This is a genomic window from Ottowia sp. (assembly GCF_046348305.1).
GTDB lineage: Bacteria > Pseudomonadota > Gammaproteobacteria > Burkholderiales > Burkholderiaceae_C > Ottowia.
Genome location: NZ_JAXMEM010000003.1, coordinates 556,190 through 574,147 on the forward strand (window position 1 = coordinate 556,190; position 17,958 = coordinate 574,147).

At 66.8% G+C, this 17,958-nt stretch carries 14 protein-coding genes, 1 other RNA gene and 1 pseudogene; 6 read left to right on the plus strand and 10 right to left on the minus strand.

Features of this window, described 5'->3' with window-relative positions; all coding sequences use genetic code 11:
• Positions 1–17: 17 nt before the first annotated feature.
• From U1F38_RS02750 to gyrA, 7 genes and pseudogenes are all read right to left on the minus strand, one after another.
• On the minus strand, positions 18–317 hold the full coding sequence (locus U1F38_RS02750; RefSeq protein ID WP_409985517.1) for an integration host factor subunit beta: 300 nt from the start codon (positions 315–317) through the stop codon (positions 18–20).
• 61 nt (positions 318–378) lie between these two features.
• A pseudogene (rpsA, locus tag U1F38_RS02755) lies at positions 379–2,060 on the minus strand (30S ribosomal protein S1).
• Positions 2,061–2,291: 231 nt separating this feature from the next.
• The gene (locus U1F38_RS02760; RefSeq protein ID WP_409985518.1) at positions 2,292–4,295 is read right to left on the minus strand and encodes a bifunctional 3-phosphoshikimate 1-carboxyvinyltransferase/cytidylate kinase; all 2,004 of its coding nucleotides are present in this window, start codon (positions 4,293–4,295) and stop codon (positions 2,292–2,294) included.
• Between the two features lie 267 nt (positions 4,296–4,562).
• Positions 4,563–5,435 carry a prephenate dehydrogenase gene (locus U1F38_RS02765; protein WP_409985519.1) on the minus strand — a complete coding sequence of 291 codons (873 nt, stop codon included), beginning with the start codon at positions 5,433–5,435 and terminating at the stop codon, positions 4,563–4,565.
• Positions 5,428–6,534, minus strand: a complete 1,107-nt coding sequence (pheA, locus tag U1F38_RS02770) for a prephenate dehydratase (protein ID WP_409985520.1) — start codon at positions 6,532–6,534, stop codon at positions 5,428–5,430. The genes U1F38_RS02765 and pheA overlap by 8 nt, the downstream gene beginning before the upstream one ends.
• A 55-nt stretch (positions 6,535–6,589) precedes the next feature.
• Entirely contained in the window at positions 6,590–7,210 is a 621-nt protein-coding gene (locus U1F38_RS02775; RefSeq protein ID WP_409985521.1) for a hypothetical protein, read from the minus strand.
• A gap of 6 nt (positions 7,211–7,216) precedes the next feature.
• A complete protein-coding gene (gyrA, locus tag U1F38_RS02780) occupies positions 7,217–9,874 on the minus strand; it encodes a DNA gyrase subunit A (RefSeq protein WP_409985522.1) in 2,658 nt (885 codons plus the stop codon).
• A gap of 231 nt (positions 9,875–10,105) precedes the next feature.
• Here gyrA and ompA point away from each other — a divergent pair, with 231 nt between their 5' ends.
• From ompA to ssrA, 4 genes are all read left to right on the plus strand, one after another.
• Positions 10,106–10,762, plus strand: coding sequence for an outer membrane protein OmpA (ompA, locus tag U1F38_RS02785; protein WP_409985523.1), 657 nt, complete (start codon positions 10,106–10,108; stop codon positions 10,760–10,762).
• Positions 10,763–10,905: 143 nt separating this feature from the next.
• Positions 10,906–11,625, plus strand: a complete 720-nt coding sequence (ubiG, locus tag U1F38_RS02790) for a bifunctional 2-polyprenyl-6-hydroxyphenol methylase/3-demethylubiquinol 3-O-methyltransferase UbiG (protein WP_409985524.1) — start codon at positions 10,906–10,908, stop codon at positions 11,623–11,625.
• Entirely contained in the window at positions 11,622–12,293 is a 672-nt protein-coding gene (locus tag U1F38_RS02795) for an HAD family hydrolase (protein WP_409985525.1), read from the plus strand. The genes ubiG and U1F38_RS02795 overlap by 4 nt, the downstream gene beginning before the upstream one ends.
• A 13-nt stretch (positions 12,294–12,306) precedes the next feature.
• Positions 12,307–12,682, plus strand: a transfer-messenger RNA (tmRNA) gene (gene ssrA, locus U1F38_RS02800).
• Between the two features lie 47 nt (positions 12,683–12,729).
• On the opposite strand, the gene U1F38_RS02805 is transcribed toward ssrA, so the two are convergent.
• From U1F38_RS02805 to U1F38_RS02815, 3 genes are read right to left on the minus strand one after another with little or no spacing between them, the layout of a single operon-like run.
• Positions 12,730–13,152 carry an acyl-CoA thioesterase gene (locus tag U1F38_RS02805; RefSeq protein ID WP_409985526.1) on the minus strand — a complete coding sequence of 141 codons (423 nt, stop codon included), beginning with the start codon at positions 13,150–13,152 and terminating at the stop codon, positions 12,730–12,732.
• Complete coding sequence (locus U1F38_RS02810) at positions 13,149–14,045, minus strand: DMT family transporter (protein ID WP_409985527.1); 897 nt, start codon at positions 14,043–14,045, stop codon at positions 13,149–13,151. Before U1F38_RS02810 ends, U1F38_RS02805 begins: the two co-directional genes overlap by 4 nt.
• Positions 14,046–14,101: 56 nt before the next feature.
• The gene (locus U1F38_RS02815) at positions 14,102–14,884 is read right to left on the minus strand and encodes an SDR family oxidoreductase (RefSeq protein ID WP_409985528.1); all 783 of its coding nucleotides are present in this window, start codon (positions 14,882–14,884) and stop codon (positions 14,102–14,104) included.
• A gap of 146 nt (positions 14,885–15,030) precedes the next feature.
• Here U1F38_RS02815 and U1F38_RS02820 point away from each other — a divergent pair, with 146 nt between their 5' ends.
• Positions 15,031–16,731 (plus strand): electron transfer flavoprotein-ubiquinone oxidoreductase, encoded by a 1,701-nt coding sequence (locus U1F38_RS02820; RefSeq protein ID WP_409985789.1) that lies wholly within the window; start codon positions 15,031–15,033, stop codon positions 16,729–16,731.
• Between the two features lie 32 nt (positions 16,732–16,763).
• Positions 16,764–17,957 carry a PLP-dependent aminotransferase family protein gene (locus U1F38_RS02825; RefSeq protein WP_409985790.1) on the plus strand — a complete coding sequence of 398 codons (1,194 nt, stop codon included), beginning with the start codon at positions 16,764–16,766 and terminating at the stop codon, positions 17,955–17,957.
• Position 17,958: the final 1 nt, after the last annotated feature.

Here is a 17,958-nt window from a genome sequence, read left to right on the forward strand (position 1 = left end):
TTCCCCTTGCGGAACCCTCAAATTTTAGCGGCAGGGGGCGGCGCTTCGATGGCTTGGCGCAAGGCCTTGCCCGGCTTGAAGTGCGGCACGCGGCGCTCGGGAATGGGCACGGACTCGCCCGTGCGCGGGTTGCGGCCCAGGCGCGGTGGCCGGCGATTGACCGAGAAGCTGCCGAAGCCGCGGATCTCGATGCGATGGCCGCGCACCAGGGTGTCGCCCATCGCTTCGAGGATCGCCTTGACGGCCGCGTCGGCGTCGCGCTGCGTCAGCTGGCCGAAGCGTTCGGCCAGTTGTTCAACCAGGTCGGAGCGGGTCATGCGGTGGCGTTTTCAGCGATGGGCGTCGAGCGCGGGTGCGCCCGACGCCCAGAGGTCTGCATCAGGCCTTGTCGCCGCTGTCCAGCTTGGCGCGCAGCAGGGCGCCCAGGCTGGTGGTGCCGGCATTGCCGGTGGACTGGTTCAGGCTGGCCATGGCTTCCTGCTGGTCGGCGGCGTCCTTGGCACGCACCGACAACTGGATGTTGCGCGTCTTGCGGTCGACGTTGACCACCACGGCGGTCACTTCGTCGCCCACCTTCAGCACCTGGCTGGCGTCTTCCACGCGGTCGCGGCTGATCTCGGAGGCGCGCAGGTAGCCCACCACGTCGTTGCCCAGGTCGATCTCGGCGCCACGCGCGTCCACCGATTTGACGGTGCCGGTGACGGTCTGGCCCTTGTCGTTGACGGTGACGAAGGTGGTGAACGGGTCCTGGTCCAGTTGCTTGATGCCCAGGCTGATGCGCTCGCGCTCGACGTCCACGGCCAGCACGATGGCCTCGACGTCCTGGCCCTTCTTGTAGTTGCGCACGGCGGCTTCGCCGGGCTCGTTCCAGGACAGGTCGGACAGGTGCACCAGGCCGTCGATGCCGGCGGCCAGGCCGACGAACACGCCAAAGTCGGTGATCGACTTGATGGGGCCGTGCACGCGGTCGCCGCGCTTGGTGTTCTGCGCGAACTCTTGCCAGGGGTTGGCGCGGCACTGCTTCATGCCCAGGCTGATGCGGCGCTTGTCCTCGTCGATCTCGAGGATCATGACCTCGACCTCGTCGCCCATCGACACGATCTTGCTGGGGGCCACGTTCTTGTTGGTCCAGTCCATCTCGGACACGTGCACCAGGCCTTCGATGCCGGGCTCGAGCTCGACAAAGGCGCCGTAGTCGGCGATGTTGGTGACCTTGCCGAACATGCGCGTGCCCTGCGGGTAGCGGCGGCTCACGCCCATCCACGGGTCGTCGCCCATCTGCTTCAGACCCAGGCTGACGCGCTGCTTCTCGGTGTCGAACTTGAGGATCTTGGCCGTGATTTCCTGGCCGGTCTGCACCACCTCGGACAGGTGGCGCACGCGGCGCCAGGCCATGTCGGTGATGTGCAGCAGGCCGTCGGTACCACCCAGATCGACGAAACACCGTACTCGGTGATGTTCTTGACCACGCCGTGCACCACGGCGCCTTCCTTCAGGGTCTCCATCAGCTTGGCGCGCTCTTCGCCCATGCTGGCTTCGACCACGGCGCGGCGCGAGAGCACCACGTTGTTGCGCTTGCGGTCGAGCTTGATGACCTTGAACTCCATGGTCTTGTTCTCGTAGGGCGTCAGGTCCTTGGTGGGACGCGTGTCGACCAGCGAGCCGGGCAGGAAGGCGCGGATGCCGTTGACCAGCACCGTCAGGCCGCCCTTGACCTTGCCGCTGGTGGTGCCGGTGACGAATTCGCCGGAGTCCAGCGCTTTTTCAAGCGCCAGCCACGAGGCCAGGCGCTTGGCGGTGTCGCGCGAGAGGATGGTGTCGCCGTAGCCGTTTTCGATGGAGCCGATGGCCACCGGCACGAAGGAGCCGGGCTCGACGTCGATCTGGCCCTGATCGTTCTTGAATTCCTCGATTGGAATGTAGGCTTCGGACTTCAGGCCCGCGTTGACAACCACGAAGTTGTGCTCGACGCGCACGACTTCGGCGGGAATGACCTCGCCCGGGCGCATGACGGTGCGCTGCAGGGACTCTTCGAACAACTGGGCAAAAGATTCAGACATGTGGGTTTCCTGGTCCACGCACGCAGGTTTGCGACGGCACGATTGCAATCGCTTCAAAGGCTGAATGGTGGAGGGTGGTGACGGCGAAAGGGCCGTGGTTGGAGGTTGATAAACCACCAGGCTCGGTGCACGCCGAAGGTGCGAAGGGCAAGCCGGTGGAGCTTGTCGAAAGGCCGTCCCGATCCGTGCGGGGCCGCCGTTCGCGGGTGGCGCCTGGCTGCCCCGGGTGGGTCAGAAAGGCTGCCTGGCCTGCCACCAGCTCAAGACCTGATCGACCGATTGCTCGATCGACAAGGCGGAGTTGTCCAGCAGCAGGGCATCTGGGGCAGGCTTGAGCGGGGCCGCAGCGCGCGATTGATCGCGTGCATCGCGCTCCTGCAAGTCTGCGCAAAGACCATCGATTGTAACCGAAATGCCCTTGGAAATCAACTGCTTGTACCGGCGCTCGGCGCGTTGCCGCACGCCGGCGGTGAGAAAGACCTTCAGCGGCGCGGTCGGGAAGATCACCGTGCCCATGTCGCGCCCGTCGGCCACCAGGCCGGGCAGGCGCGCGGCGTCGCGCTGCCGGGCCAGCAGGGCGGTGCGCACGGCGGGCAGCGCCGACACGCGCGAGGCATCCATGCCGGCCTGCTCGGTGCGGATGGCGTCGCTCACGTCCTGCTCGTCCAGCCACACGCGATCGGCCTCGAAGCGAACGGGCAGGCTGCGGGCCAGATCGGCCAGGGCGCCTTCGTGGGCGGGCGCCAGCTCGACGCCCTGGCGGCGCGCGGCCAGGCCCAGCACGCGGTACAGCGCGCCCGAGTCCAGGTAACGCCAGCCCAGTTGCTGCGCCACGCGACTGGCCAGCGTGCCCTTGCCCGACGCGGTGGGTCCGTCCACGCAGATCACCGGCACCGGCGCGGCCGCCTGCGCGATGGCGAACAGGGTCTCAAAATAGTCCGGAAAGGTCTTGGCCACGCACCGGGGGTCTTCGATGCGCACGGGCAGCCCGGCGGGGTTGAAGGCCGCGAGCGATGCGCACATGGCCATGCGGTGGTCGTCGTAGGTGTGGATGCTGGCCGCGCGCCACTGGCCCGGCGCGATGGGCGTGACGCGCAGGAAGTCGGGCCCTTCCTCGACCGCCGCGCCGAACTTGCGCAGCTCGCAGGCCATGGCGGCCAGGCGGTCGGTTTCCTTCACGCGCCAGCTGGCGATGTTGCGCAGCGTGCTGGGCGCGTCGGCAAACAGCGCCATCACCGCCAGGGTCATGGCGGCGTCGGGGATGGCGTTGCAGTCCAGATCGATGGCCTTGAGCGGCCAGGCGCCGCGGCGCACGTGCAAGCAATTGGGGCCGCCGGTGATGTCGGCGCCCATCTGGCGGGCGGCGTCGACAAAGCGGATGTCGCCCTGGATGGAGTCCAGGCCAACCCCCTCGATTTTCAAGCCATTTTGGCCGCCAGCGCTTTCAGACAGGGCGCTGGCAGCTATGAAATAACTAGCAGACGAGGCGTCGGCCTCGACGTGGATCTCGCCGGGCGAGCGCAAGCGGCTGCCGTGCGGGATGACAAAGCGCTGCCAACCGGCGCGCTGCACCACCACGCCGAAGCGCGCCAGCAAGGCCAGCGTGATCTCGATGTAGGGTTTGGAAATCAGCTCGCCCACCACCTCGATCACGATGCCGTCCTCGCCCGCCTGGTCGGCGGCCAGGGGCAGGGCCATCAGCAGCGCGGTGAGGAACTGGCTGGACACGTCGCCGCGCACGGGAATGGGCTGGTCGAGCCGGAGCGCGGGCATGCCGATGGCCAGCGGCGGGTAGCCTGCCTGGCCGGTGTAGTCGATGCGGCAGCCCAGGGCGCGCAGGGCATCGACCAGATCGCCGATGGGGCGCTCGTGCATGCGCGGCACGCCATGCAAGGCGTAGTCACCGCCCAGCACCGCCAGCGCGGCCGTCAGTGGGCGCATGGCCGTGCCGGCGTTGCCCAAAAACAGGTCGGCGCGATGGCGCGGCGCCTGTCCGCCCAGGCCGTCGATGGTGGCGCTGGTGCCTGCCAGATGGACGCCGCAGCCCAGCTGGCGCAGCGCCTGCAGCATCACCTGGGTGTCGTCGGAGTCCAGCAGGTCGTGCACCCGCGTGCGCCCCTCGCACAGGGCAGCCAGCAGCAGCACGCGGTTGGAAATGCTCTTGGAGCCCGGCAGGCGCACGCGCCCCTGCACGGCGCGCAGGGCGGGCACATCGAGAAAGGGCAACTGGTACACGTGGCCTCGCGAATCAGTGACAGTTGGAAGAAGGGACGCCCACGATGGAGAGGGCCAGGATCAGATGGCCGCGGAGCAGGCCGATTCAGTGCACCCGTGGCCGGGGTTTCCCTGGCCACTGGGTGGCCTTGCAGGCCGCGCCGGGCCAGCAGCCCGGCCCTTCGCCAGCCAACAAAAGGTCCACTGGACCTTTTGTGCGCAGGCTCAGCCCCCTTGAGGGGGGATGCCGCAACATCGCGCAGCGAGTGGAGCAACGGGGGTGGGTCATTACTGTGCGCCGGGTGTCAATCGCCAGGTGGCCCGTGCGTGGCTGGCCTGGGTGATCAACTGCTCCAGCGCGTCGGCCTGACCGGCGGCAATGAGTTGCTCGAACTGCGCCAACGCCTGCTGGAAGTGGCGCATCTGTTCGGCCAGCTCCTCGCGGTTGGCGATCAGCACGTCGCGCCACATGTGGGGGTCGCTGGCGGCAATGCGGCTGAAGTCGCGAAACCCGGGGCCGGCCAGCGACAGGAATTCCTTGCCGCGTGGCTGGCCGGCAATGCTCATCATCAGCGCGAAGGCAATCAGGTGCGGCAGGTGGCTGACGGCGGCAAAGGCGGCGTCGTGCGATTCGGGCGACATGCGCGAGACGCGGCAGCCCAGGGCCTGCCACATCGCTTCGGCCTGATCGATCTTCTTGGTCAGCGTGCGCTCGATGGGCGTGAGGATGACGGGCTTGCCCTTGTACAGTTCGACGTCGGCGTTTTCCACGCCCGACACCTCGCGCCCCGTGATCGGATGGCAGGGCACGAAATTGCCCACCGCCCCCTTGAGGGCGCGCCGCGCGGCATCCACCACATCGCGCTTGGTCGAGCCCACGTCCACCACCAGCATTTCGGGCGTGAGCAGGTGGCGAATGGACTTGAAGGTGGTTTCGGTGGCGGCCACGGGCACGGCCAGCAGCACCAGGTCGGAGCCGGACACCGCCTGCAGCGCCGAGGGGGCCTCCACGTCGATCACGCCCAGCTGGCGCGCCCGTTCGGTGGTGGAGGGCGACTTGCTGTAGCCTACCACGCGCCGCACCAGGCCGGCGCGCTTGGCGGCCAGCGCAAACGAGCCGCCCATCAGGCCGCAGCCGATCAAGCCAAGTTGTTCAAACATCGTTTGCGAGGGGATAGGCGCCCAGCACCTTGTAGAACGCGCACAGGCCGCGCAATTCCTCCAGCGCCGCGTGGATGTGCGGCTCGCTCGGGTGGCCGGCCAGGTCGATATAAAAATAGTATTCCCACTGGCCCGACTTGGCCGGGCGCGACTCGAAGCGCGTCATGCTCACGCCATGCTTTTTCAGCGGGGTCAGCATGTCGTGCACCGAGCCGGGCTTGTTGGGCACCGACACCACGATGCTGGTGCAGTCGCGCCCCGTGGGCGCGGGCGTGCTGAGGGTTTGCGGCAGGCAGATGACGGCAAAGCGCGTGCGGTTGTAGGCCTCGTCCTGGATGGCGTGGGCCACGATGTGCAGGCCGAATTGCGCAGCCGCCCGCTCGCTGGCCAGGCTGGCCCAGGCGGCGTTTCCGGCCGCCAGGCGTGCGCCCTCGGCGTTGCTGGACACCGCGCGGCGCTCGGCTTGCGGCAGATGCTGGTTGAGCCAGCCCTGGCATTGCATGAGCGCCTGCGGGTGGGCCATCACGACCTCGATGCCCGCAAGCCCCGCATTGCTGCGCAGCAGGTTGTGGCGCACCAGCAGGCTGACCTCGCCGACGATGTGCACCGGCGAATGCAGGAACAGGTCGAACGAGCGCGCCACCACGCCTTCGGTCGAATTTTCGACCGCCACCACGCCGAATTGCGAGGTGCCGGCGGCCGTGGCGTGAAACACCTCGTCAAAGCTCTGGCAATAGATCAGGTTGGCCGCGCTGCCGAAAAACTCGACCGCGGCCTGCTCGGTGAAGGTGCCTTCGGGACCCAGCACCGCCACGCGCTGCGGCACCTCCAGCGCCAGGCAGGCCGACATGATCTCGCGCCAGATGGCGGCCACGTGCTGATTCAGCAGCGGGCCCGGGTTGGCCTGCTGCACCTTGGCGATGACCTGGGCCACCCGGTCGGGGCGGAAGAAGGGTGTGCCCTCGTGGCGCTTGAGTTCGCCCACCTCCTCGGCCACTCGCGCGCGCTCGTTGAGCAAGCTCAGCAGCTGCGCGTCCAGGCCGTCGATGCGGGTGCGCAGTCGGGCCAGGGCTTCGGTCTGGATGGGGGTGTTGCTCATGGAGGGTCAAAAAAGGGCGCCGGCCATCGGGCCGGCGCCGCGCTGGGGCACGAGCTTACTTCTTGCTGGCCGAGGCCGGCGCTGCCGGCGCGGCCTGGGACTTGCCGTTGGCGCCGCCGCCCGGCGAGGCGGCCGGCACGCCGACGATCTTGCTGGCCGCGGCGTCAAAGGACTTGACGTTGGCTTCCACCGTCGGGCGCGTGGCGTCAATCACCTTTTGCGCCCAGGCATTGCCCGCGTCGGCGCTGAGCGACTGGAATTTGACCGCGGCGGGCGACTCCATGTAGGCGATGATGGTCTTCATCTCGTCTTCGCTCAGCTTGTCCATGAAGACGGGCACCAGGGCGGCTTCGGCGGCCTTGCTGACCTGCGCGTCGATGGCCTTGTGCGTGTTGTCGGCGAATTTCTTGAGTTCGACGTCCAGCTTGTCGCGCACGTCCTTCTGGCGTGCCGGCGGCACGGATTCGTCCAGGCGCTGCGACCAGGTGGACAGGGGCAGCTGCACCGCGTCGGCCGTCAGCTGGTTGGCCATGGCGGCGCCATCGGTCTTGGCCTGCATCTGGGCCAGCTTGGTGGCCAGGGCCTTTTTGGCATCCTGGGCATTGGCGCCCGTCGAGGCGGCGCAGGCCGCGACGAACAAGAGGGCCAGGGGCAATTTGGAAAAAGCAGCTTTCAAAATGGATCACTCCGTTGGTTCATTGGGTTGGGGGTCGTCGCCCGCATCCTGGGCGTCATTTTCCACGATGCGTTGCAGGCCCGACAGTTGCGTGCCTTCGTCCAGCGCGATCAGCGTGACGCCTTGCGTGGCGCGGCCCATCTCGCGGATTTCGGCGACGCGGGTGCGCACCAGCACACCCTTGTCGGTGATGAGCATGATCTCGTCGTCGGCGCCGACCAGCGTGGCGGCCACGACCTTGCCGTTGCGCTCGCTTTGCTGGATCGCGATCATGCCCTTGGTGCCGCGGCCGTGCCGCGTGTATTCGGTAATGTTGGTGCGTTTTCCGTAACCGTTTTCGGTCGCGGTGAGGACGCTGGTGCGCGCATCGCCGCCCGCACTTTCGGCGCTGACCTCGCCCTCGGCCACCAGCATGGCAATCACGCTCTGGCCGTCTTCGAGCGACATGCCGCGCACGCCGCGCGCGCCGCGGCCCATGGGACGCACGTCGTTTTCGTCGAAGCGCACCGCCTTGCCGCCGTCCGAGAACAGCATCACGTCGTGCGCGCCATCGGTCAGCGCCGCGCCGATCAGAAAGTCGCCCTCGTCCAGATCGACCGCGATGATGCCGGCCTTGCGCGGGTTGCTGAACTCCGACAGCGCCGTCTTCTTGACCGTGCCCATCGAGGTGCTCATGAACACGTAGCGATCCTCGGGAAAGCTGTGCATCTCGCCCGTGAGCGGCAGCACCACGTTGACCTTTTCGCCATCCTGCAGCGGGAACATGTTGACGATGGGCCGCCCGCGCGAGCCGCGCGAGCCCGAAGGCACCTCCCAGACCTTGAGCCAGTACACCCGCCCGCGGTTGGAAAAGCACAGGATGTAGTCGTGCGTGTTGGCAATGAAGAGCTGGTCGATCCAGTCGTCTTCCTTGGTGGCCGTGGCCTGCTTGCCGCGCCCGCCGCGCTTTTGCGCCCGGTACTCGGACAGCGGTTGCGCCTTGATGTAGCCGGTGTGGCTGAGCGTGACCACCATGTCGGTGGGCGTGATCAGGTCTTCGGTGGCCAGGTCCTGCGCGTTGTGCTCCACCTGCGAACGGCGCGCGCCCAGCCTGGTCTGGCCAAATTCGGTCTTGAGGGCCGTCAGCTCTTCGCCAATGATGGTGGACACGCGCTCGGGCTTGGCCAGGATGTCCAGCAGGTCGTCGATCAGCGCCATCACTTCCTTGTACTCGGCAATGATCTTGTCCTGCTCCAGCCCGGTCAGGCGCTGCAGGCGCATCTGCAAGATTTCCTGGGCCTGCGTCTCCGACAGGCGATACAGGCCATCGCCCTGCATGCCGAAGCTGCGCTCCAGCCCGTCGGGACGGTAGTCGTCGGCGCTGATGGTGCCGCCGTCGGCGCGCGTGCGGGTCAGCATCTCGCGCACCAGGGCGCTGTCCCAGCTGCGCGCCATCAGCTCGGCCTTGGCTACCGGCGGCGTGGGCGATTCGCGGATGATGCGGATGAATTCGTCGATGTTGGCCAGGGCGACGGCCAGGCCTTCCAGCACGTGGCCGCGCTCGCGCGCCTTGCGCAGGTCATGCACCGTGCGCCGGGTGATCACTTCGCGCCGGTGCTGCAGGAAGACGCTCAGCAAATCCTTCAGGTTGCACAGCCGGGGCTGGCCGTCCACCAGCGCCACCATGTTGACGCCGAAGGTGTCCTGCAGCTGGGTCTGCTTGTAAAGGTTGTTGAGCACCACCTCGGGCACTTCGCCGCGCTTGAGTTCGATCACCAAGCGCATGCCGGATTTGTCGGATTCGTCCTGGATGTGGCTGATGCCCTCCAGCTTTTTCTCGTGCACCAGCTCGGCCATGCGCTCTTGCAGCGTCTTCTTGTTGACCTGGTAGGGCAGCTCGTCGACGATGATGGCCTGGCGCTGGCCGCGGTCGATGTCCTCGAAGTGCACCTTGGCACGCATCACCACGCGCCCGCGCCCGGTGCGGTAGCCGTCCTTGACGCCCTGGATGCCGTAGATGATGCCGGCGGTGGGGAAGTCCGGCGCCGGGATGATCTCCATCAACTCGTCGATGCTGGCGTCTGGCGCGCGCAACAGGTGCAGGCAGGCGTCCACTACCTCGTTCAGGTTGTGCGGCGGGATGTTGGTGGCCATGCCCACCGCAATGCCGGCGCTGCCGTTGACCAGCAGGTTGGGCAGCCGGGTGGGCAGCACCAGAGGTTCCTGCTCGCTGCCGTCGTAGTTGGGGCCGAAATCGACGGTTTCCTTGTCGATGTCGGCCAGCATCTCGTGGGCGATCTTGGCCAGGCGGATTTCGGTGTAGCGCATGGCGGCGGCGTTGTCGCCGTCCACACTGCCAAAGTTGCCCTGGCCATCCACCAGCATGTGGCGCAGCGAAAAGTCCTGCGCCATGCGCACGATGGTGTCGTACACCGCGCTGTCGCCGTGCGGGTGGTACTTGCCGATCACGTCGCCCACGATGCGTGCCGATTTCTTGTACGGCCGGTTCCAGTCGTTGTTCAGCTCGTGCATGGCATACAGCACGCGCCGGTGCACGGGCTTCAGGCCATCGCGCGCATCGGGCAGGGCGCGGCCCACGATCACGCTCATGGCGTAATCCAGATAGCTTCGCCGCATCTCCTCTTCGAGCGTGACCGGGAGGGTTTCCTTGGCGAATGAAGTCATATATATGGAAAGGGCGCTTCTGGGCGAAAGAGACTGATTTTAGGTGCTTTGGGGTGTCGCGACAAAGCAACATATCGGGCGATTTCGGGCCTTGTGGGGCCCTCAAGGGGCTTGAACGCTTCGGATTGCGCGGGGACGTGTGGCACAATCAATTTCAGCGTTTTTGGTGGTGGTCACTCAAAGCGTCCGTTTTCGCAGCTTGGCTGCAGCTTTTTCCCCATGAGGAGAATCATGAACAAACTGAACAAAGTCGCGGTCTTGTTTGCCACTGCCGCCCTTGCGACGGCCGCTGGCGCGCAAATCAAGGCTGCCGATGGCGGCAACGTCGTTGACAACTGGCAGAACGGCTCCAGCGAGCTGGTCTGGAAGAACGGCACCAACGAACTGTGCTGGCGCGATGCCAACTGGACGCCCGCCACTGCCGCTGTCGGCTGCGACGGCGCGCTCGAAGCGCCCAAGGCTGCTCCGGCTCCGGCCGCTGCCCCGCCGGCCGCTGCTCCGGCCCCGGCTCCTGCTCCCGCACCCGTGGCGGCCCAGAAGGTCACTTACGCTGCCGACGCCTTCTTCGACTTCGACAAGTCGGTCCTGAAGCCCGAAGGCCGCGCCAAGCTGGATGACCTGGTCAGCAAGATCAAGGGCATCAACCTCGAGGTGATCATTGCCGTGGGTCACACCGACTCCGTCGGTTCCGCCGCCTACAACCAGAAACTGTCGGTGCGTCGTGCCGAGTCCGTCAAGGCCTACCTGGTCTCCAAGGGCATCGAGCGCAACCGCATCTACACCGAAGGCAAGGGCAAGACCCAGCCGATCGCCAGCAACAAGACCGCTGAAGGCCGCGCCAAGAACCGTCGTGTCGAGATCGAAGTGGTCGGTACGCGCGCCAACTGATCGAAACTCGATCCAGACAGAGCCGATTTTTCGGCATCTGACCTGAAAACCTTGGGGGCGAAAGCTCCCAAGGTTTTTTTTGTTTTGGCCACCCCGGTGCATGGGTCAAACGTGCTTCGTCATCGGCGTGGGAAAATCACGTCATGACTGTTGCCAATGTGGACCCGGCCGAGCTGGCCAAATTTTCGGCGCTGGCGCATCGCTGGTGGGACTTGGACGGTGAGTTCGCTCCGCTGCACCAGATCAACCCGCTTCGCCTGGACTGGATTGACCGAACGTGCCCCCTGAACGGCGCCCGGGTGCTGGATGTCGGCTGCGGCGGAGGCATTCTGGCCGACGCCATGGCGCGGCGCGGGGCGCAGGTGCTAGGCATCGACCTGGCCGAAAAGTCCTTGAAAGTGGCGCAACTGCACGCACTGGAAGCGCAAACCCCGCAGATCGAGTACCGCACCGTGGCCGCCGAGGCGCTGGCCGCCCAGTCGCCGCAGGCGTTCGACGTCGTCACCTGCATGGAGATGCTCGAGCATGTTCCAGACCCGGCATTGGTGGTGCAGGCGTGCGCCACACTGGTCAAGCCCGGCGGATGGGTGTTTTTCTCCACCATCAACCGCAGCCCCAAGTCATTTGCCATGGCCATCCTCGGTGCCGAATATGTCCTGAAGCTGGTGCCCCGCGGTACCCACGAATACGCCCGGTTCATCCGCCCCAGCGAACTGGCCCGCCATTGCCGGGCCGCCGGCCTGGACATCGCGCGCAGCAGCGGTCTGGCCTACAACCCGATGTCGCGGCGCTACCGCCTGACGGACGATACCGGCGTCAATTACATGATCGCCACCCGCAAGCCCGCAGCGCCTGCGCCATGACGCCGCTGGAGGACGTGCGCTGCGTGCTGTTCGACCTGGATGGCACCCTGATCGACAGCGCCACCGACCTGGGCCAGGCGGCCGATGAAATGCGGCGCCTGCGCGGCCTGCCGTCCTTGCCTGATGCGGCCTATCGCGGAAGCGCTGGCTCCGGCGCGCGCGGCATGCTCAAGGTGGCCTTCGGGCTTTCCCCGGACGACGCCGGGTATGCGGCCATGCGCGACGAATTCCTGCAGCGCTACGAACAGCGGATGATGCACACCACCCGGCCGTTCGACGGCGTGGCGGCCCTGTTGGCAGACCTCGTCGCCACGGGCCGCACCTGGGGCGTGGTGACCAACAAGGCTGCGCGCTTTACGCTGCCGCTGACAGCCTCCATGCCCTTGTTCGGCACCGCCTCGGTGATCGTCTGCGGCGACACCACGCCGCACCTCAAACCCCATCCCGCGCCCTTGCAGGAGGCGCAGCGGCAACTGAGCCTTCCCGCCCGCCAGTGCATATACGTCGGTGACGACGAGCGCGACATGCGGGCCGGCATCGCGGCGGGCATGCGCACCGTCGCGGCGCGCTACGGCTATCTCGGCGTCGGTGTCTGCACGGACGACTGGGTTTGCGACGCGGCAATCGATTCTCCGCTGGAGCTCTTGAAATGGCTCGATTGCCCCTAAAATGAGGCATCCAGGGGCTGCATTGGTTTCGACGTGGGTTGGAATCGCCTCAGGGCATGCCGAGGTTCAGTCACCTCGTTAATCCGCTGAAACAAACTAACTGCAAACGACGAACGTTTCGCACTCGCCGCCTAAACACCGGTGAGCCTCGCAACAGCAGGCCGATGGGCTGGGCAAGGGCGGCGCAAGCCGTCCCGGCTGCGAGGGAATCCACATCGGCTGGCCTGCATCCGGGTGCCTTGGGCGCAGGCGAGACTCAAGGGCACTGGCTGCCCGCATAGCGTGCGACTGCGCGATGCGGGTGGCGAGATTCAAACCAGACCGCTAAGCATGTAGAACTGGGCGTGGAAGATTTGCGGACGGGGGTTCAAGTCCCCCCAGCTCCACCATATTGAAGGGCCCGGATTTTATCCGGGCCCTTTTTCCTGGACTGCCGTCATTCAACAAGCTGCCGGCGCAAGCGCTCGGGCAGCGGCGCCGATTTTTTCGCCGGGGTGTTGATCCATACCACGGTGGCGCCGCCGGTTGCGCATATCTGCTCGGGTTGCTCGGCGCGCGCCATGGTGACCCAGGTGTCGAACGAGCTGCGCCCGGGCGCGCTGACGAAAGTCTTGATCAGCACGGTGCCGGGGTATTCGAGCTGGCGGATGAAATTGCAAAAGGCGTTGACGATGACGATGCCCTCGCCGGTCGGGTCGGGTGCCACGCCAAGGCTGGTCACCCACTCGATGCGCGCCGTCTCCATGTAGCGGAAGTAGACGGTGTTGTTGATGTGGCCCATGGCGTCCATGTCGCCCCAGCGGATGGGAATGAGCATCTCGTGGACCAGCCGCTTTTCGTCGGGGATGTCGATTTTCATTGATGTGCCTTGATGGAGGCCAGGATGCCGAGGGTGAACAGAAAGGCTGCCGACAGCTGCATGGCGCTGGGCCAGCGGCCATCCCACGCAAAAGAATACAACAGGGCAAACAGCGTCTCGCTGACGATGAGCTGACCGCACAGGCTGGCGGCCAGGCGCTGGCTGGCCAGGTTCCACAAGATGGTGGCCAGCCAGCTCGACCCAAAGCCGATGCCCAGCACCACCAGCGCAAACAACGGCCAGCCGGGCTGCGCCATCAACCGGGGCAGCGGCGTGCCCAGGCCCAGTGCCAGCACCAGACCGCCCAAACCGGTGGCCACGCCCAGCCAGTTGGCCCAGTCGGTGGCGCTGACGTCGGGGTGGCGGCGCAGCCAGGCGGCGTTGAGCAGCGAAAACGCCGTCCAGCAGGCCATGGCCAGCACCGACAGGGCCAGGCCGCGCGTGTAGTGGGGCAGGGCGCCGGCCGCGCTCGCGCCGGCATGCACGGCACGCGACATCAGGAAAAGGCCGGCCGCCGTCAGCAGCAGGCCCGGCGCCAGCGTGCGCCAGCGCAGGTGGCCGGGCTTGCCCAGCAGCATGACCCACAGCGGGATCAGCCCGACGATCAGCGCCGGCATTTCGGTGCCGGCGTCGCGAATGGCCAGCACCAGCACCCAGTAGTAGCCGGTGAAGCCGAGGATGGACAGCCACAGCGCGCCCCAAGCCTGCGCCCAGGTGGGCCGGCGCGCGCGCCGCCACGACAGCGCCAGCACCGCCAGCGAAACGATGCCGTAAACCAGAAAGCGCCCGGCCGTGAGGTCGATGCCGGCAAAGCCACGCGTCATGCGCGGGGCCACGAAGACCAGGCCCCACAGCGCGCCGGCGGCCAGGCCGGCGAGGATTCCGCTGCCCATTGAATGCTATGAAATATGGAGCTTGTCGCGCTTGACGGGTGCGCGCAAAGGGCCCATCACACGGCAAACCCGTCATCGGCGCTGATGATCGCGCCGTTGACGAAATGGCTCTCATCCGAGGCCAGCATCATCAGTACCGCGTCAAGGTCGGCGGGCGTGCCCACGCGCTGGCGCGGCAGCAGGCCGATGAGTTTTTTGCCGCTCTCGGTCTGCCAGTGGTGGCGGTTCAGCTCGGTGTCGATGTAGCCGGGGCAGATCGCGTTGACGTTGATGCCGTGGCGGCCCCACTCCAGCGCCATGGCGCGGGTCATCTGGATCACGGCAGCCTTGCTCATGCAGTACACGCCGATCTTGGGCAGCACCTTCAGGCCCGCCATGCTGGCAATGTTGATGATGCGCCCGCCGGTGAAGCTGCCCGGCGCCGCGCCCTTGGCGCGCGCCAGCATGCGTTTGCCCACCTCCTGCGCGACAAAGAAGGCGCCGCGCACGTTGGTGTGAAAGATGTGGTCGTAATCGTCCTCGCCCACGTCCTGCAGACGCTGGGTGCTGGACACGCCCGAGTTGTTGACCAGGATGTCGATGGAGCCCATCTCGGTTTCGGCGTGCGCCACCGCCGCCTTGATGGACTGCACGTCGGTCACGTCGCATTCCACCACGTGCGCGTCGCCGCCGTCGCCCTCGATGCGGGCGCGCAGGTTCTTCAGATGTTCCAGCCGGCGGCTGGCCAGCACCACGCCGGCGCCGGCCCGCGCCAGGGTGCGGGCAAACTGCGCGCCCAGGCCGCCCGATGCGCCGGTGACGAGGGCCACGCGGCCCGACAGGTCGATGTGATAGCTCACGATGGATACTCCCGGAAAACGAGGGCGGCAACGGGCTCGAGAACCCGGCTGCGCCGATGCATAGAATCGATGGGCCGGCCGGCACGCACCGTGCTGCCGTCCGGCCTTGTGGTTTCCATTATTTCAAAGGCCTACCCACCATGCCCATGAACCCTGCAGAAATCCTCGAGAAATTCGGCCCGCGCGAGTCCATGGACTACGACGTGGTCATCGTCGGCGCCGGCCCCGGGGGCCTGTCGGCCGCCATTCGCATCAAGCAGCGCGCTGCCGAGCTGGGCAAGGAGGTGTCGGTGGTGGTGCTCGAAAAAGGCTCCGAGCCGGGCGCGCACATCCTCTCGGGCGCGGTGATCGACCCGAAGGCCTTGAGCGAGCTGATCCCCGACTGGAAGGCCAAGGGCGCGCCGCTGAACCAGCCGGTGACGGACGATGCCTATGTTTTCTTGAGCGAAACCGGCGGCACGCGTGTGCCCAACCTGTTTTTGCCGCCTTTTGCCAACAACCACGGCAATTACATCGCCAGCCTGGGCAAGGTGGTGCGCTGGCTGGCGGCGCAGGCCGAAGAGCTGGGCGTGGAAATCTTCCCCGGCTTTGCCGCAGCCGAGGTGCTGTATGACGAAAACGGCGCCGTGCGCGGCGTGGCGACCGGCAACATGGGGCTAGGCAAGGACGGCGAGCCGACCGAGAACTTCCAGCTCGGCATGGAGCTGCGCGGCAAGTACACCCTCTTTGCCGAGGGCTCGCGCGGGCACCTGGGCAAGCAGCTGATCGCGCGCTACAAGCTGGACGCGCACAGCGACCCGCAAAGCTACGCCATCGGCATCAAGGAGATATGGGAGATCGACAAGAGCCGCCACACGCCGGGCATGGTGATGCACACCGCCGGCTGGCCGATGGACGAGCACACCTACGGCGGCGCCTTCATGTACCACGCCGAGGACAACAAGATCTTCTGCGGTTTCGTGGTGGGGCTCAACTACAAGAACCCGTACATGAGTCCGTTCGAGGAGTTCCAGCGCTGGAAGACGCATCCGCGCGTCAAGTGGTACTTCACCGACAGCGAAGGCAACGTCAACGCCAAGCGCTTGTCCTATGGCGCGCGCGCCATCACCGCGGGCGGCGTGCTGGCCTTGCCCAAGACGGTGTTCCCCGGCGGCGCGCTGGTGGGCTGCGACGCGGGCTACCTCAATGTCGGGCGCATCAAGGGCAGCCATGCGGCGATGAAGACCGGCTCGCTGGCCGGCGAGGCCGCCTGCGACGCGGTGCTGGCGGGGCGCCAGCACGACGAGCTGACGGCCTACCCCGAGGCCTTCGACAACAGCTGGCTGGCCGCCGAGCTCAACAAGGACCGCAACTTCAAGAACTGGTTCAAGAAGGGCCTCACGGTCGGCACGGTGATGAACGGCTTCGAGCAGTACCTGCTCCGTGGCCACATGCCCTGGACGGTGCACCGCACGCAGCCCGATCACGTGCAGCTCAAGCCCGCCGAGCAATGCAAGCCCATCGACTACCCCAAACCCGACGGCAAGCTCACGTTTGATCGCCTGTCCAGCGTGTTCATCAGCAACACCAACCACGAAGAAAACCAGCCCGCGCACCTGACGCTCAAGGACCCGACGGTGCCGGTGCGCATCAACCTGCCGCAGTACGCGGGGCCCGAGGGCCGCTACTGCCCGGCCGGGGTGTACGAGTTCGTGCCCGACGAGGCCAAGGGCGGCGGTGCCATGCGCCTGCAGATCAACGCGCAGAACTGCGTGCACTGCAAGACCTGCGACATCAAGGACCCGACGCAGAACATCGTCTGGGTCACGCCCGAGGGCGGCGGCGGGCCCAACTACTCCGAAATGTGAACCCCCTCGATCCGCGCGAGACCATCATGTCGATCCCCTTTGCCAAACGCCTCGACAACGTCGAAACCTCGGCCATCCGCGAGCTGTTCAAGCTGCTGGGCAAGCCCGGCATCATCAGCTTTGCCGGGGGCTTTCCCGACAGCGCCATGTTCGACGTGGCGGGCATCCAGTCCGCGGTCGATCAGGCCTTGAAGGACGAGCCCGGCGCCGCCCTGCAGTACGGCGCCACCGAGGGTTACCAGCCGCTGCGCGAGCAGCTGGCCGGCTTCATGCAGTCCAAGGGCGTGCAGGGGCTGGCGCCCGATCAACTCATCGTCACCACCGGCAGCCAGCAGGCGCTGGATTTGCTGGGCAAGACCCTGCTGGAGCCGGGCAGCACCGCCATCGTCGAAGGCCCCACGTTTCTGGCCACCATCCAGTGCTTTCGCCTCTATGGCGCCGAGCTGGTCAGTGCGCCCATCGACGGCGAGGGCGTGCAGGTCGACCGGCTGGAGCAACTGATCGTGCAGCACAAGCCGCGGCTGGTGTATCTGATCCCCACCTTCGGCAATCCCAGCGGCGCCATGCTCAGCCTGGCACGGCGCAAGCGCGTGCTCGAATTGGCCGTCAAGCACCAGACCCTGATCGTCGAGGACGACCCCTACGGCGACCTGTACTTCGATGCGCCGCCGCCGCCCAGCCTGCTGGCGCTGTCCGCGCAGGTGCCGGGCAGCCGCGACTGGCTGGTGCACTGCGGCTCGCTCAGCAAGGTGCTCTCGCCCGGCCTGCGCGTGGGCTGGATGGTGGCGCCGCCCGCGCTGCTGGCCAAGGCCGTCATGTGCAAGCAATTTTCCGACGCGCACACCAGCACCTTCGCGCAGGCCACCGCCGCGCGCTATCTGTCCGCCGGGCTGATGCCGACCACCCTGGCCAAGGTGCGCGCCACTTACGGCCGGCGCGCCCAGGTCATGGGCGATGCGCTGCGCCAGGAGCTGGGCGCGGCCGTCGATTTCGTTCAACCGCAGGGCGGCCTGTTCGTGTGGGCGCGCCTGACGGGCGCGGGCGGCAAACCCAGCGATGCGGGCGAGCTGGCCAGGCGCGCCATCGAGCAGGGCGTGGCCTTCGTGCCCGGCGCGCCGTTTTATTGCGCCCAGCCCGACCGCAGCACCTTCCGCCTGTCGTTTGCCACCGTGGGCGAGGCGCTGATCCGCGAAGGCGTGGGGCGCCTGGCGCGCGCGCTGGCTTGAT

Coding starts and splice junctions, on each gene's coding strand:
- U1F38_RS02750 (WP_409985517.1), bottom strand. CDS start 317: ATGACCCGCTCCGACCTGGTTGAACAACTGGCCGAACGCTTCGGCCAG.
- U1F38_RS02765 (WP_409985519.1), bottom strand. CDS start 5,435: ATGTTTGAACAACTTGGCTTGATCGGCTGCGGCCTGATGGGCGGCTCG.
- pheA (WP_409985520.1), bottom strand. CDS start 6,534: ATGAGCAACACCCCCATCCAGACCGAAGCCCTGGCCCGACTGCGCACC.
- gyrA (WP_409985522.1), bottom strand. CDS start 9,874: ATGACTTCATTCGCCAAGGAAACCCTCCCGGTCACGCTCGAAGAGGAG.
- ompA (WP_409985523.1), top strand. CDS start 10,106: ATGAACAAACTGAACAAAGTCGCGGTCTTGTTTGCCACTGCCGCCCTT.
- ubiG (WP_409985524.1), top strand. CDS start 10,906: ATGACTGTTGCCAATGTGGACCCGGCCGAGCTGGCCAAATTTTCGGCG.
- U1F38_RS02795 (WP_409985525.1), top strand. CDS start 11,622: ATGACGCCGCTGGAGGACGTGCGCTGCGTGCTGTTCGACCTGGATGGC.
- U1F38_RS02805 (WP_409985526.1), bottom strand. CDS start 13,152: ATGAAAATCGACATCCCCGACGAAAAGCGGCTGGTCCACGAGATGCTC.
- U1F38_RS02810 (WP_409985527.1), bottom strand. CDS start 14,045: ATGGGCAGCGGAATCCTCGCCGGCCTGGCCGCCGGCGCGCTGTGGGGC.
- U1F38_RS02820 (WP_409985789.1), top strand. CDS start 15,031: ATGAACCCTGCAGAAATCCTCGAGAAATTCGGCCCGCGCGAGTCCATG.